Genomic DNA, 14,941 nt, shown 5'->3' with positions numbered 1-14,941 from the left:
TCAGGCAAACGTCCGGAATCGCCGGATCGTTTCCTCCGCCTCGCCGACGGCCTCCGGCGTGCCGACGGTCAGCCAATGGCCGTCCATCATCATGCCATAGAGGCGCCCGCGGCTGATCGCCTTGTCGAAATAGATGTTGATGTTGAACGGATCGCGCGGAGCATCGTCCAGAAACTCGGGCTTCATGGCGAAGGCGCCGGCATAGACCACGGGATTGGATTGATCGTCGCGATAGCGCGTCAGCCGTCCATCCGGGCCAATAGAGAAATCGTTTACGCCATTATGGCCGGTCGTGTCTTCGATGCGCACACAGAGCATGGCCATGTCCATACGCTCAGGATCGAAGAATCCGGCTAAGCGATCCAGGTTGCTTGGTTCGCCCGGCTTCTCGCCGATCCAGAAAAGGTCGGCATTCATCACGAAGATCGTGTCGCGGCCCAGCAATGTCAGGCCTTTGACGATGCCGCCGCCATTGTTCAGCAGCGCCTCGCGCTCGTCCGATATCAGCACATCGAGACCGCTATAGGTCTTGAGGTGGGTTTCCATCTGATCGGCGAAATGATGGACGTTGACTGCGGCAACTTCTACGCCGGCCTGCTTCAGCGCATCCAGCGAATAATCGATCATCGGCTTGCCGCCGATCTTCACCAGCGGCTTGGGCATCGTGTCGGTGATCGGGCGCATGCGGGTGCCGAGACCCGCCGCCAGTACCATGGCTTGTTTGATCGTCATTCTGGTCCGGAACTTATGATTCGCTGGTGACTATTCCAGCCCTTGCGCACCATTCGCGCAAGGGGGCAAGCGCCTCGTGCTCCAAGGCAACGTGGAGATAGGCGAGCGAGCGCGGCATGTGCTTGAGATAGCCCGGTTTTCCGTCGCGCTGCAGCAGACGCACCCACAATCCCGCAAGCTTGCAATTGCGTTGCGCCGACATGATCGCCCAGCTTTTCAGGAAGGAAGCCTCGTCGAAGCCGCCCTGGCTGCGGCGGATGTCTAGATAGCCGTCCATCAGCTCGCGGAACAGCGGTGGTTCGATGGTGACGCGGGCGTCTTGGGCGATCGAGGCGAGATCGTAGGATGTCGGCCCGATCATCGCGTCCTGGAAATCGATGAGCCCGACCTTCTGCACGCCTTGCTTTTCACCCCGCCAGATGATGTTGGGCGAGTGGAAGTCGCGAAGCAGGAGGTTCTTTTCTGCCTCCGCCAGCTGATCGATCAGCGCGTCCCAGATCGAGAGATACTCGTCGCGCTCCGCTTCGGCCGCGGCCGCGCCGCCGCGCTTCCATGGCAGATGCCAGTCGAGCAGCAGGCGCGCTTCCATCTTCATGGCCGTTCGGTCGAAATCCGGAACGTGATGGATCTGGCCCTTGCCGGCTGGAATGTCCTGCGGGGTCTGCATGCCATGCAGCCGCGCCAGGCAGGCGACGCTTTCGCGGTAGCGCTCGGCGATCGGCAGACCGTCGGCATCGAGAACGCCTTCGGTGCCGAGATCCTCGATCAGCAAAATACCTTGCGCATAATCGACGCCGTAGATTTCGGGGGTCGCAAAGCCGCGCTCGCGCAGCGCATCGGCAATGGCGACGAAAGGATAGGCATTCTCGGCGAGATGGGCGACCTTCGGATAGGGCTTGCCGTCCAAAACCGGGGGGCCTTCGGGGAGTGGTGGCCAGTCCATCAGGATCTTCCTGCCGCCGGTGGCCGGATAGACGGCTTCATAGGCGCGCAGCGATGCATCGCCGGTCAGGAACCGGCGGCTGGCCGTCTCATAGCCGAGACCACCAAGAAACGTGCGGATCGCCAGCACGCGCTCAATCCGCTCTGCTTTCTTTTCCGGTGCCGTGATCGTCACGCGGCGTCCCTGGCCTTCGTGCTCGAGCACCAGGACGATGCGATCCTCGGGCATCTCGTGCTGCGCCATTTCCGGCCATTCGACGAGACAGATACCGTTTTGCAGCGCTTCGTCGAAGCCGAGTTCTTCCAGCTCCGATCCGTCGGCAAGACGATAGAGATCGAAATGCGAGACGGGAATTCTGATGTCGTAGGACTGAACAAGCGTGAAGGTCGGGCTCGGCACTTCGAGGCCCGGATCATCGGCGGTAGCGCGGATCAGCGCCCGCGCCAGCGAGGATTTTCCGGCGCCGAGATCGCCTGAGAGCGTCAGGCAATCGCCGGCTTTCAGGGCGAGCGCCAGATCTTCGCCGAGGCGGATCGTTGCCGCCTCGTCTGCCAGGAAGAGCGAGATTGGCGCGCCGCTGGCGGTCATTCGGCAGCTGCGACGGCGCGCGGCAAGTTCACCGATGGAATCCGGCAAACAACCGTGGTGCCGCGGCCCGGCTTGCTGTCGATCGTGACCTTGCCGTTATGCAGGCTGACGAAGCTGTCGACGATCGAGAGGCCGAGGCCTGCTCCGCCGCGCTTGCCGCTTTTCGCGCCCGTGGCAAAGCGGTCGAAGACGGTTGCAATCATCTCCTGCGAGATGCCGGGGCCGCGGTCGGCAACCGAGAAGACGAAATCCGTGCCTTCGCGATGGCATTCGAGCGCGATCGCCGCGCCCTCCGGCGAGAAGTTCGCCGCATTGGACAGGAGCTTCAGCAGGATCTGCTTCAGGCGCTGCGGATCGGCAACGATCGTGCCGAGCTGCGCCGGAGCGGTGATTTCGAGCGTCACGCCGCTTTCCTGCAGCCGGTCGGCGATCTGCATCGAAACGTCGTCCAGCAGGTCGCTGAGATCGATCTCGGAATAGTTCAGCCGCATGATCCCGGCATCGACGGTCGCCAGATCGAGAATGTCGTTCACCAGCGTCAGCAGCACCGACGACGAGGTGGCGATATGATCGATATATTCGGCCTGCCGGTCGTTCAGCGGGCCGACGCCCGGCGTGCGCAGCAGGTCGGTGAAACCGATGATGTTGGTCAGCGGCGAGCGCAGCTCGTAGGAAACGTGCTGGACAAAATCGTTCTTCAGCTCGTCGGCCTTGCGCAGCGCTTCGTTCTTTTCCGTCAGCGCCCGCTCGGCGCGCACCGCATCCGTCATGTTGACAAAGGTCAGCATGGTCTGGGCGTTCGGCAGCGGAATGACGGCATAGTCGAGCACGAGGCCCGAGAAGAGCTCAAGCGTGCCCTGGCTCGATCGGCGCTCGTCGTCGAAGCTGGTGATCAGCTCGGCAAAGGTCTTCCAGCCATCCGGCCGGTCATAGGATTGCACACAGGCCTCGCCGACGGCGCGGATATGCGTGCCGGGCTTGGCTTCGGCTTCGGTGATGCCCCAAAGCACACGGAAGGCCGGATTTGCAAGACGAACCCTGCCATCGGCGCCGAACACCGCGACACCCTCGGAGAGGTGGTCGATCGTCTCGCCCTGAACCTTCACCAGCGTGTTGTAGCGGGTCTCTAGATCGACCTGTTCGGTCAGGTTTTCGAATACCCAGGTTGCGCCGCCCTGCGGATGGGCGGTCGCGAAGACGCGCAGCGTCTGTCCGTTGGGCAGGTGCCATACATCGGATTTGGTGTCGAGCGAGCGATAGACGGCCAGCGCCGTATCCTTCCAGCTCTTCCAGTTCAGCTGGTCCGGCAGCTTCTTCGCCACCCGCAGGCGCTCGAGAAGCTCGGCATTGTCAGGCTTGCGCTCGAGGAAGGCGATATCGAGTTCCCAGAGGGTCACGAAAGCCTGGTTATAGAACTGCAGCCGCTGGTCGCCGTCGAAGATCGCAACAGGTGTCGCCAGATGGTCGAGCGTTTCGGCATGGCTCTTCAGCGTCCGCTCAAGCTCGGCGCGGACGGCTTCCGCATCCGAAACGTCGATCGCGATACCGGCAGAGCCGCTCGGCACCTTGACGTCGACGACGTCGAAGAAGGTCCGGTTGCCGTGGACGACGGTGGAAATCTTGTCATGGAACGGCGATTCCGGCGTTGCTGTGGCGCGGATGCGCTCGCGGGCGACGGTCGTCAGGATTTCGCGGCTCTCGTTGATCGCCTGCTGCGGCGTGGTCGCCTCGACGGCATCGCCATAGGCCTGGTTCACCCAGGTCAGGCGGCCATCGGTATCGCGCTGCCATGCCGGCAGGTCGATCGCGTCGAGCAGGTTCTGGAAGGCCGAGATCGACGACATCAGCCGGTCGCGCTCGATCTTCAGTTCGGCAAGCTCGGCGCGCAGATTGTTGAGCGCAACGAAGCGAACGAAGGCGCGGCCGCCGGAAACCCGGCCCTGCGCTTCGAGGATTTCATCGCGATTGGTCTCGACGACCATATCGAAGCTCTGCGCCGCTTCGCGCAGCCGGTCGATGGCGCGGTCGAGTTCGGAGGCCGAGCGTGGCTTCAGCCACAGGCCGAATGCCAGGAATTCATTGTCCTGCGGCGCGCCGGTTTCGGCCGGCAGCTGGCCCAGCAGTTCGGGCCGCTCATTGCCGTCCCAGATGACGATGCGGCGGTTCTTGTCGGCGATCAGCGCCTGGTACTGCGAAATTCGCTGCTGCGCATCGGACAGAGCCGTACGCATCTCGCGGCTTTCGGTCTCGATATTGCCGCGCTGGCGCACTGACCACAATGTCGAGAGCAGGGCGGCCGAAATCACGCCGATGACGACGGAAACGCCGACGACCTGAGACGAGGTGAAGAGGTGGGCCGATGCCGCCGCTTCGGACTCGACCTGAGCCATCACGGGGCGTGCGAGCGCAGAAATCGCAGTACCGCCGGCGCAGATCTGCGCCAGTCGCATCAGCGATCCCTTTCCTTGCTTCACGGCCCGCCCGGCCGCCGCAAGTTTATCGTTTTGTGCTGCCGCTCTCAGGTGGGCTTCTGGCCGAACGCCGTCATCCACCTGTCCCGGCAGGCTTTTTTCTTCTTCCGGCATCCCCGGTCTGTCTCCGTCTTTCAATGTGCCGCATCACGACAAGACATCCCATTTTCGGGCAAACGGACGAGTCCGGGCCACGAATCGAGTTCTAAAACAATACTTCGGATGGGATTCAGCGGGAAGGTAGGAGGCAAAAAATAAGGGCGCCGCAAATGTCAATGCGGCGCCCATCAAGATGTTGTGGATAGTCGAGATACGATTAGTATCTGTAGTGGTCAGCCTTGAACGGACCCTGCGGCTTCACGCCGATATAGGCAGCCTGTTCTTCAGAAAGCTGGGTCAGCTTGACGCCGAGCTTGCCGAGGTGAAGACGGGCGACCTTCTCGTCGAGGTGCTTCGGCAGGATGTAGACCTGGTTGGAATACTGCTCCGGCTTGGTGAAGAGTTCGATCTGCGCCAGCGTCTGGTTGGTGAAGGACGCGGACATGACGAACGACGGGTGACCCGTGGCGTTGCCGAGGTTCAGCAAGCGTCCTTCCGACAGCAGGATGATGCGGTTGCCCTTCGGGAACTCGATCAGGTCGACCTGCGGCTTGACGTTGGTCCACTTGAGGTTACGCAGCGCGGCAACTTCGATTTCGTTGTCGAAGTGGCCGATATTGCCGACGATCGCCATGTCCTTCATCGCACGCATGTGGTCGATGCGGATGACGTCCTTGTTGCCGGTCGTGGTGATGAAGATGTCGGCCGAAGATACGACGTCTTCGAGCAGAACCACTTCATAACCGTCCATGGCGGCCTGCAGGGCGCAGATCGGGTCGGCCTCGGTAACCTTGACGCGGGCGCCGGCGCCGGAGAGCGAAGCGGCAGAACCCTTGCCGACATCGCCGTAACCGCAGACGACGGCAACCTTGCCGGCCATCATGACGTCGGTACCGCGGCGGATACCGTCAACCAGCGACTCCTTGCAGCCGTACTTGTTGTCGAACTTCGACTTGGTGACGGAGTCGTTGACGTTGATTGCCGGGAACGGCAGCAGGCCCTTGGCATGCAGCTGGTAGAGGCGGTTGACGCCCGTGGTGGTTTCTTCGGTGACGCCCTTGATCGCGTCGCGCTGCTTGGTGAACCAGCCCGGAGAAGCGGCGAGGCGCTTCTTGATCTGAGCGAAAAGGATCTCTTCTTCTTCCGAATGCGGGTTCGACAGCACGTCTTCACCGGCTTCGGCGCGGGCACCGAGCAGGATGTACATGGTCGCATCGCCGCCGTCGTCGAGGATCATGTTGGAGAAGCCGCCGTCGGCCCACTGGAAGATCTTGTCGGTGTAGGTCCAGTAATCTTCGAGGGACTCGCCCTTGATCGCGAAGACCGGGATGCCGGCAGCGGCGATCGCGGCAGCGGCATGGTCCTGCGTCGAGAAGATGTTGCACGAAGCCCAGCGGACTTCGGCGCCGAGCGCCACCAGCGTCTCGATGAGAACAGCCGTCTGGATCGTCATGTGCAGCGAGCCGGTGATGCGCGCGCCCTTCAGCGGCTGCGACTTGCCGAATTCTTCGCGGCTGGACATCAGGCCCGGCATTTCGGTTTCGGCGATCGTAATTTCCTTACGGCCGAAATCTGCGAGGGCGATATCGGCGACGACATAATCTTTTTCAGTGCTCATAGAGGTCTCCAGGCTGAAAAGCGTGTCAATAAATCAAAAGTGCGCAATGGGCGCAGCAGAGCGCGTGCGGTCTGCACGGCCATGTTTGCCGTTTAGCAGGCTTCTTGTGGGAAGGCAATAAGGATATAAAGAAGTCTTTATATGTTTATATGTCGGCGATTTCTTAGATTTCTTCGCCGAATTTGTTCTGGATCAGCTGATCCAGCGCCTCGAGCGCTTCGGTGGCCTGGTTGCCGCTGGCGGTCACCAGCACCGTCGAGCCGGGGCTCGCGGCCAGCATCATCAGTCCCATAATCGAGGTCCCGCCCACCGTCATCCCGTCTTTCGACACGGTGATCGTCGCATCGAACGTATCGACCATCTGGACGAATTTCGCCGAGGCGCGGGCGTGCAGGCCGCGCTTGTTGATGATGAGGAGTTCCCGGGAGAGCTGCGTCGTGGTCATGAAGGCCCGTTATTTACCGCTGAGAACGCGGCTCGCGACGTTGATATACTTGCGGCCGGCTTCCGAAGCCTCGGCCAGGGCCTTTTCCATATTGTTCTCGCCGCGTACGCCGGCGAGCTTGATAAGCATCGGCAGGTTCATGCCGGCGATCACTTCGGTGTGGCCGCTGCTCATCACGGAAATTGCCAGATTGGAAGGGGTCCCGCCGAACATGTCGGTGAGGATCACCACGCCATGACCGTCATCGGCGCCGGCGACTGCCTGGAGAATGTCCTGCCGCCTCTGATCCATATCGTCTTCGGGGCCGATGCAGACCGTCTCGATGAATTTCTGAGGACCTACGACGTGCTCGACAGCATGACGAAACTCTTCAGCCAGCTTGCCATGAGTGACAAGCACAAGTCCGATCATGATTTAACTGCTCCCAATGGCATATCAACGGCGGCCCCAATATCGCAATGCAACAATCGCGTCCACCGGTGGGGCACATCTTGGCGATCAAAAACCGAAGTGCAAGACAAAAATGCAGCGATACGGGGCGATTCCGGCGGTTTCAGCGGCATTCCATTCCGATTTCGGGCGCCTTTGCCATCAAAATTGCGAGAGGTACGGATGTATTCGCAAGAAGCCGGATCACCGGCAGTGCAAAGCCTTCGGCAACTTCGATCTGCTCGTCGTTGGGCGGTAGCCGGTCGGGTCCGGAAACGTTGGCAGGAAGGATCGCAAAGTGCATCACCGCTTCGGGGATGCTCTCGAGCGAAACGATGCCGGTGCCGCGCAATTCGATCAGTCCGGCAATCGAATCCGGGCGCTTGGCGATGATCTCGCCGCCACGATGTTCGACAAAAACCTGGTCGTCGGCAACGAGCATCGCGGGCAATCCGAGACGCCGGGCTTCCGTCAGGCAGGTAAAGGCAAGCATCGATTTGCCCCAGCCCGAGGGGCCGGCAAACATCAGCCCGGTTTGGTTGATCCGGATCGCCGTTGCGTGAACGTTGACCGGCGGCGCCATCAGCTATGCGCATCCGCGGGCAGGGCAAGGATGAACCGCGCGCCAAGGATCTCGGCGCTTTCGGCATCGATGATGTTCTCTGCCCTGAGCGAGCCGCCATGCGCCTCGGCAATCTGACGGCTGATCGACAGGCCGAGACCGGAATTCTGGCCGAAACCTTCGGATTCCGGGCGATCAGTATAGAAGCGCTCGAAGATGCGGTCGATATTTTCAGCCTGGATACCGGGACCGTTGTCCTCGATATAGACGAGGCAGCGCGAGCGCGTCCTCACCAGCCGGACGATGATCCGTCCGCCTTCCTGCGGCACGAAGGAGCGGGCATTTTCAATCAGGTTGGTGACGATCTGGCCGATGCGCAGGTCATGGCCATTGACGACGAAGCGGGTCTTTACCCCCGGCTTGCGCTCGATCACCAGCTCGATATGCACATCCTTGTTCTTGCTGCGGATCTGCCGGGAGACCTCCACGAGATCGGTGAGGAACTTCTCCAGATCGACCGAGCGGGCATCGACGCGTGCCAATTCGGCATCGAGCCGCGAGGCGTCGGAGATGTCACTGATCAGGCGGTCGAGGCGGCGAACGTCGTGCTGGATGACATCCATCAGCCGCTTCTTGGAATCATCGGACTTGGCCAAAGGCAAGGTCTCGACAGCGCTGCGAAGCGAGGTCAGCGGGTTCTTGAGCTCGTGGCTGACATCGGCGGCGAAACTCTCGATCGCATCGATACGGTCGTAGAGCGCCGTGGTCATTTCGCGCAGCGCGATCGACAGGTTACCGATTTCATCCTGGCGGGCCGAGAAATCCGGAATTTCCTCGCGCTCCTTGGCCCCACGGCGGACGCGGATCGCGGCGGCCGAGAGGCGGCGCAGCGGATTGGCGATCGTCGAAGACAGAACGAGCGACAAGAGCACGTTGACGAGCGTGGCAACGCCGAACACGCGCATGATCGCCAGGCGCTCGGCGTGCACGATATTGTCGATATCGCCGGCCTGCGTCGACAGAAGAAGGACGCCGAGAACTGCACGGAAACGCTGGACGGGCACCGCGACCGAAACGATCAGCTCGCCCTTCTCGGTGGTGCGAACGACCGCGCCGCGCACACCGGTCAGCGCATTCATCACCTCGGGATAGATCGAGCCGTCACCACCAGGCGCTTCCTTATAGACCGGCAGATTGCCGGGCTGCAGTGCCTTGTTGAACAGTGTCGTGAACCATTCGCCCCAGGTCTGCTTCTCTTCCTCGACCGGCGGCAAGTCGAAACGCAGCACCTGGCCGCGCGAATAGAGATGACGAGAATCGAGCAGCAGATTGGCGTCGGCATCGAAAATGCGGGCGCGCGTGCGGGTCGGCGAGATCAGCCGGCGCAGAACCGGCGCCACCTTTTCCGGATCGATCGGGAATTCGAGATCTTCGTCGTTTGGAACCGGTGTGATGCTCTGTCCCGCCTGCAGCTCCAGCAGCTTCTGCGGGTCGATGGTGATCGAGTTGGTATCGACGGAGGCCGATGCCGAGACGGCGCCGGCAATGATTTCGCCCTGGGTCAGCAAGCTCTCGACGCGGGCGTCGATCAGGCCTTCTCGAAACTGGTTGAGGTAGAGGATGCCGCCGACGAGAACGAGCAGTGCCGCCAGATTGAAGAACAGGATGCGGCGCGTCAGGCTGGAAAAGACGGCATTGCCGAAGATCCGGCGGATGATGGTGAAGGGATGCGACCATCGCCTTCCCCTGACGCGGCGGCCGGTTACGCCATCCGCATCATCCAGATCCCTTTCCTGCACCAACTGTGCCAACGACAGGCCCTTTCGGAGGGCGCGGCCGGAAATGCGGCCAGCGAGCCCTCAACAACAATCATGCGCCGCGCTTTAAGGCGTCAGGCTGCTTCGCGGAAGCGGTAACCCACTCCGTAGAGCGTCTCAATCATATCAAAATCGTTGTCGACCATCTTGAATTTCTTGCGCAGCCGCTTGATGTGGCTGTCGATCGTGCGGTCATCGACATAGACCTGCTCGTCATAGGCCGCGTCCATCAGCGCGTCACGGCTCTTGACCACGCCTGGACGCTGCGCAAGCGAATGCAGGATCAGGAATTCGGTGACCGTCAGCGTCACTGGCTCGGCCTTCCAGGTGCAGGTATGGCGCTCTTGGTCCATGACCAGCTGTCCACGCTCCAGCGAGCGGGCCGGCTGTGCGACGCCCGGCTTCGGCGCGGCACCGGTGCCTGCCGCGGCCGCGGCTTCCCGGCTCGAGGCGCGGCGCAGCACGGCGCGAACGCGCTCGACCAGCAGGCGCTGCGAGAACGGTTTGGTGATGAAGTCGTCGGCGCCCATCTTCAGGCCGAAGAGCTCGTCGATCTCTTCATCCTTGGAGGTCAGGAAAATGACAGGCATGTCAGATTTCTGTCGCAGGCGGCGCAGCAGCTCCATCCCGTCCATACGCGGCATCTTGATATCGAAGATGGCGAGTTGCGGCGGGCGGGCGATAAGACCATCAAGGGCCGAAGCGCCATCCGTGTATGTCTCGACCTTATATCCTTCGGCCTCCAGTGCGATCGACACTGAGGTGAGGATGTTGCGGTCGTCGTCAACGAGCGCGATTGTCGGCATGGTGTTCGTCTCCGTCATCTATGCGCATCTCCCGGAATTTTTGATGTCCCCAGGCGGCCTCTCCGGCCGGATGCGCTTATGGAGGATAAAGGTGGAACAAATTGTGGCAAAGATAAAGGGGAGGATTGCCGGATTATTCGAGCTGCAATCAAAGGTGGTGCGACAAACTGAACCAAACCCATCAGTTCAAACGATTTAAAAATAGCGAGAGTAATTTAAATCGATTAATTATTTGATATCGTTACCTTTTTTGAATTACACCGTATTGCCTTTTAAAATTCCCCACCTTAGGTTCGCGTCAGTTTTAACGGCTTGATGCCTCAGTAAAGGGAAAAGCGATGGAAACGTTCGGAGTTCATAACCCGGCGGTAGCGCTGGCGACGATTGGTTTGGAGAGCGCAGCAAGCGTTCGCTATAACTTTACCGCCGCCTCTCTTTACGAGGAGGCGATTCGCCGTGGAGAAGCCGAACTCACCGCCCAGGGCGCGCTCCGCGCATTGACCGGCCAGCACACTGGCCGCTCGCCGCGCGACAAGTTCGTCGTCCGCGACGCCAACACCGAGACGCAAATCTGGTGGGACAACAACAAGCCGATGTCGCCGGAGCATTTCGCCGTGCTTCATGCCGACATGCTGGCTCATGCGAAGGGCAGGGAACTTTTCGTTCAGGACCTGATCGGCGGTGCCGATGCCGGTCATGCGCTGCCGTCGCGTGTTGTCACCGAATTCGCCTGGCACTCGCTGTTCATCCGTAACCTGCTGATCCGTCCGGAGCTCGAAGCGCTGAAAACCTTCGTGCCGAAACTGACGATCATCGATCTGCCGAGCTTCAAGGCCGATCCGGAACGCCACGGCTGCCGCACCGAGACCGTCATCGCCTGCGACCTCACCAAGGGTCTCGTGCTGATCGGCGGCACGTCCTATGCCGGCGAAATGAAGAAGTCGGTCTTCACCGTCCTCAATTACCTGCTGCCGGCCAAGGGCGTCATGCCGATGCACTGCTCGGCCAATGCCGGTCCGGATGGCGACAGCGCGGTCTTCTTCGGCCTGTCGGGCACCGGCAAGACGACGCTTTCGGCCGATCCGGCCCGCACGCTGATCGGTGACGACGAGCATGGCTGGGGCGAAAACGGCATCTTCAATTTCGAAGGCGGCTGCTACGCCAAGACCATCCGCCTGTCGGCCGAAGCCGAGCCGGAAATCTACGCGACGACGCAGCGCTTCGGCACGGTTCTCGAAAACGTCGTGCTCAACGACCAGCGTGAGCCGGATTTCGATGACGGATCGCTGACGGAAAACACCCGTTGTGCCTATCCGCTGGATTTCATCCCGAACGCCTCGAAGACCGGCCTCGCCGCGCATCCGAAGACGATCATCATGCTGACTGCCGATGCCTTCGGCGTCATGCCGCCGATTGCCCGCCTGACGCCTGAACAGGCCATGTACCACTTCCTGTCCGGCTACACGGCAAAGGTCGCCGGTACCGAAAAGGGCGTCACCGAGCCCGAAGCGACCTTCTCGACCTGCTTCGGCGCCCCCTTCATGCCGCGTCATCCGGCGGAATACGGCAACCTCCTGAAGGAGCTGATCGGCCGTCACGGCGTCGAATGCTGGCTGGTCAATACCGGCTGGACCGGCGGCGCATACGGCACCGGCAAGCGCATGCCGATCAAGGCGACGCGCGCACTGCTGGCCGCAGCTCTCTCGGGCGAACTCGCCAAGGCTGACCTGCGCACCGACACAAACTTCGGCTTTGCCGTTCCGGTTTCTGTCGCTGGCGTCGACAACGGCATTCTCGACCCGCGCTCGACCTGGGCCGATGCTGCAGCCTACGACCGCCAGGCCGAAAAGCTCGTCGGCATGTTCATCGCCAACTTCGCCAAGTTCGAAGATCATGTCGATGGCGGCGTGCGTGACGCGGCACCGGGCCTGAAGATTGCTGCCGAGTAATCTAAACGGCTGATGATTCACGTGAAACCCGGCAGGAAACTGCCGGGTTTTTCTTTGCTTGTTCCAAAATCACGGCCGATGTGAGATAGGTCTCGCATGGCCAGCGACGCGCTCTTCATCAATGACAGGATCACCATCGCCGGATGGGAGCTGACGGAACAGTTCGTTCTGGCGGGCGGCCCCGGCGGGCAGAACGTCAATAAGGTCTCGACCGCGGTCCAGCTGTTCTTCAATATCGAGAATTCGCCGTCCTTGCCTGAGCGCGTCAAGGCGAACGCCGTCAAGCTTGCCGGAAGGCGCATGTCGAAAGACGGCGTGCTGATGATCGAGGCTAGCCGTTTCCGCAGCCAGGACCGCAATCGCGAGGATGCGCGCGAGCGCCTCAAGGAGCTGGTTCTCGAAGCGGCCAAGCCGCCGCCGCCGCCGCGCAAGAAGACGAGGCCGACGAAAGGCTCTGTCGAACGACGCCTCAAGGAAAAATCCGGCCGCTCCGAAGTCAAGAAGATGCGCGGCCGCCCGAGCGGAGACTGATCCATGCTCGAAATCTCCAGCGGCATCCGGCATTTTCCAGGCTATCTCGATCGCTTCCATCAGGAAGCGATGGTCGAGACGATCCGTGAGATCGTTTCCGCCGCACCGCTCTTCACGCCTGTCATGCCCGGAACCGGAAAGCCGATGTCCGTCCGCATGAGCAATTGTGGAGAGCTCGGCTGGGTGACAGACAAGGACCGCGGCTACCGCTACCAGCCGGTTCATCCGCTCATCGGCGAACCATGGCCTCCGATCCCGCCGGAACTTCTCGATATCTGGACCGCTGTCTCCGGCTATCCGCTGCCGCCGCAGGCCTGCTTGATCAACTTCTACTCCGACGACGCCAAAATGGGTCTGCACCAGGACAAAGACGAGCAGGATCTCAAGGCGCCCGTCGTCTCGATCTCCCTCGGCAACAGCTGCCTTTTCCGCATCGGCGGCACCGCGCGCAACGACCGCACCCAATCCCTGAAACTGTCGAGCGGCGACGTCATCGTCCTCGGCGGCGAAGGCCGCCTCTGCTTCCATGGCGTCGACCGCATCTATCCCGCCACCTCGACGCTCCTGAAAAGCGGCGGCCGGATCAATCTGACGTTAAGGCGTGTAACGCCCTGAATCCGGCTAAAGCTTCCTGAGCGCCACCTGTTCGATCAGGTGGTTCGGTCCCTTGCGTAGGATCAGGTCGGCGCGCGGGCGGGTCGGCAGGATGTTCTGACGCAGGTTTTTCAGATTGATGTTCGCCCAGAGCCCCTCGGCGATCGCGATCGCTTCTTTTTCGCTGATCGAGGCATAGCGGTGGAAATAGGAGTTGGGGTCGCGGAAGGCCGTCTCTCGCAGGCGCATGAAGCGGTTCACGTACCAGTTATGGATCTGCTTTTCCTCGGCATCGATATAGATCGAGAAGTCGAAGAAATCTGAGACCATCGGCACGATCTTGCCGTCGGCCGGCAGGTCGCGCGATTGCAGCACGTTGATGCCTTCGAAGATCAGAATGTCCGGCCGGTCTATGATCTTGTATTCATTCGGGATCACGTCATAGACGAGATGCGAATACACCGGCGCCTTGACGTCTGCCTGTCCGGCCTTGATTGCCGAAAGAAAACGCAGAATAGCGCCGGTGTCGTAGCTTTCGGGAAAACCCTTGCGCTGCATCAGGTTTTCGCGTTCCAGCACCGCATTCGGATGCAGGAAGCCGTCAGTCGTGATCAGATCGACCTTCGGGCTCGACGGCCAGCGGCGCAGCAGCTCTTTCAGGACACGGGCCGTCGTCGATTTGCCGACGGCGACGGATCCGGCGATGCCGATCACGAAGGGGGTCTTGGCGACGCCCTCGAGATTGAGGAAGCGGTTGCGCTGTTCGAAGAGCAGCTGCGAGGATTCGACATGCGAGGACAGCAGGCGCGACAGCGAAAGGTAGATGCGCCGGACCTCGTCGAGATCGATTGGGTCGCCCATCGAGCGCAGCCGCGTCACTTCCTCGCCGGTCAGCGTCAGTGGCGTATCGGCGCGGAACTTCGCCCATTCCTCGGAAGAAAAGAAGTGATAGGGCGAATAGGAATTCGCCTGGAAGTGATCGAGCGCCTCGGGCGCTCCGATGATTTGCGACACGATACTCATGAACTCTGCCGGCTGGCCTTTTCCTTGAGACCGGATTGAGCGGTCCGCCGCTCAAGTTCGGCCATGACATCCTGCAACGGAATGCCTGCAATCTTCAATACGACCAAAAGGTGATAGAGGACATCGGCCGATTCGTAGGTCAGGTTGGTCCGGTCGTTGGTGACCGCGGCCATGACAGCCTCGATCGCCTCCTCGCCAAGCTTCTTCGCCGCCTTCGGCTGACCCGCAGAAACCAGCTTCGCTGTCCAGGATTCGTCCGGTGAGGCCTTCGACCGCTCGTCGACGATCTTTTCCAGATCGGAAAGGGAAAATCCGCTCATTCTATCGCTTTCAC

At 61.1% G+C, this 14,941-nt stretch carries 14 protein-coding genes; 3 read left to right on the top strand and 11 right to left on the bottom strand.

Annotation, left to right across the window (positions count from 1 at the left end; genetic code table 11):
• From F2982_RS09300 to F2982_RS09260, 9 genes are all read right to left on the bottom strand, one after another.
• Window positions 1-732: a nucleotidyltransferase family protein gene (locus F2982_RS09300; RefSeq protein WP_025555469.1), complete on the bottom strand. Its 732-nt coding sequence runs from the start codon at window positions 730-732 to the stop codon at window positions 1-3.
• Between the two features lie 13 nt (window positions 733-745).
• Entirely contained in the window at window positions 746-2,263 is a 1,518-nt protein-coding gene (gene tsaE / locus F2982_RS09295) for a tRNA (adenosine(37)-N6)-threonylcarbamoyltransferase complex ATPase subunit type 1 TsaE (protein ID WP_203429887.1), read from the bottom strand.
• On the bottom strand, window positions 2,260-4,848 hold the full coding sequence (locus F2982_RS09290) for a PAS domain-containing sensor histidine kinase (protein WP_203429886.1): 2,589 nt from the start codon (window positions 4,846-4,848) through the stop codon (window positions 2,260-2,262). Before F2982_RS09290 ends, tsaE begins: the two co-directional genes overlap by 4 nt.
• A 202-nt stretch (window positions 4,849-5,050) precedes the next feature.
• Window positions 5,051-6,451, bottom strand: coding sequence for an adenosylhomocysteinase (gene ahcY / locus F2982_RS09285; protein ID WP_025555282.1), 1,401 nt, complete (start codon window positions 6,449-6,451; stop codon window positions 5,051-5,053).
• 163 nt (window positions 6,452-6,614) lie between these two features.
• Window positions 6,615-6,896 carry an HPr family phosphocarrier protein gene (locus F2982_RS09280; protein ID WP_025555283.1) on the bottom strand — a complete coding sequence of 94 codons (282 nt, stop codon included), beginning with the start codon at window positions 6,894-6,896 and terminating at the stop codon, window positions 6,615-6,617.
• 9 nt (window positions 6,897-6,905) lie between these two features.
• On the bottom strand, window positions 6,906-7,307 hold the full coding sequence (locus F2982_RS09275; RefSeq protein WP_025584219.1) for a PTS sugar transporter subunit IIA: 402 nt from the start codon (window positions 7,305-7,307) through the stop codon (window positions 6,906-6,908).
• A gap of 142 nt (window positions 7,308-7,449) precedes the next feature.
• The gene (locus F2982_RS09270; RefSeq protein WP_203429885.1) at window positions 7,450-7,908 is read right to left on the bottom strand and encodes a serine/threonine protein kinase; all 459 of its coding nucleotides are present in this window, start codon (window positions 7,906-7,908) and stop codon (window positions 7,450-7,452) included.
• The gene (locus F2982_RS09265; protein ID WP_025555286.1) at window positions 7,908-9,698 is read right to left on the bottom strand and encodes a sensor histidine kinase; all 1,791 of its coding nucleotides are present in this window, start codon (window positions 9,696-9,698) and stop codon (window positions 7,908-7,910) included. The genes F2982_RS09270 and F2982_RS09265 overlap by 1 nt, the downstream gene beginning before the upstream one ends.
• A gap of 80 nt (window positions 9,699-9,778) precedes the next feature.
• Window positions 9,779-10,510, bottom strand: a complete 732-nt coding sequence (locus F2982_RS09260) for a response regulator transcription factor (RefSeq protein ID WP_203430041.1) — start codon at window positions 10,508-10,510, stop codon at window positions 9,779-9,781.
• 338 nt (window positions 10,511-10,848) lie between these two features.
• Between F2982_RS09260 and F2982_RS09255 the strand changes: the two genes are divergently transcribed.
• From F2982_RS09255 to F2982_RS09245, 3 genes are all read left to right on the top strand, one after another.
• Window positions 10,849-12,459, top strand: a complete 1,611-nt coding sequence (locus F2982_RS09255; protein ID WP_199628048.1) for a phosphoenolpyruvate carboxykinase — start codon at window positions 10,849-10,851, stop codon at window positions 12,457-12,459.
• Between the two features lie 96 nt (window positions 12,460-12,555).
• Window positions 12,556-12,990 (top strand): alternative ribosome rescue aminoacyl-tRNA hydrolase ArfB, encoded by a 435-nt coding sequence (gene arfB, locus F2982_RS09250; RefSeq protein WP_203429884.1) that lies wholly within the window; start codon window positions 12,556-12,558, stop codon window positions 12,988-12,990.
• A 3-nt stretch (window positions 12,991-12,993) separates the two neighbouring features.
• Window positions 12,994-13,605 (top strand): alpha-ketoglutarate-dependent dioxygenase AlkB, encoded by a 612-nt coding sequence (locus tag F2982_RS09245; protein ID WP_203429883.1) that lies wholly within the window; start codon window positions 12,994-12,996, stop codon window positions 13,603-13,605.
• Window positions 13,606-13,611: 6 nt separating this feature from the next.
• On the opposite strand, the gene coaA is transcribed toward F2982_RS09245, so the two are convergent.
• Both coaA and F2982_RS09235 read right to left on the bottom strand, forming a co-directional pair.
• The gene (gene coaA, locus F2982_RS09240) at window positions 13,612-14,607 is read right to left on the bottom strand and encodes a type I pantothenate kinase (RefSeq protein WP_130282913.1); all 996 of its coding nucleotides are present in this window, start codon (window positions 14,605-14,607) and stop codon (window positions 13,612-13,614) included.
• Complete coding sequence (locus tag F2982_RS09235; protein ID WP_025555293.1) at window positions 14,604-14,927, bottom strand: phosphoribosyl-ATP diphosphatase; 324 nt, start codon at window positions 14,925-14,927, stop codon at window positions 14,604-14,606. The genes coaA and F2982_RS09235 overlap by 4 nt, the downstream gene beginning before the upstream one ends.
• Window positions 14,928-14,941 lie beyond the last annotated feature (14 nt).

Source organism: Rhizobium sp. BG4, from assembly GCF_016864575.1.
Taxonomy (GTDB): domain Bacteria; phylum Pseudomonadota; class Alphaproteobacteria; order Rhizobiales; family Rhizobiaceae; genus Rhizobium.
The sequence above is the reverse complement of the archived record's forward strand: the minus strand, read 5'-3'. Positions and strand labels throughout refer to the sequence as shown.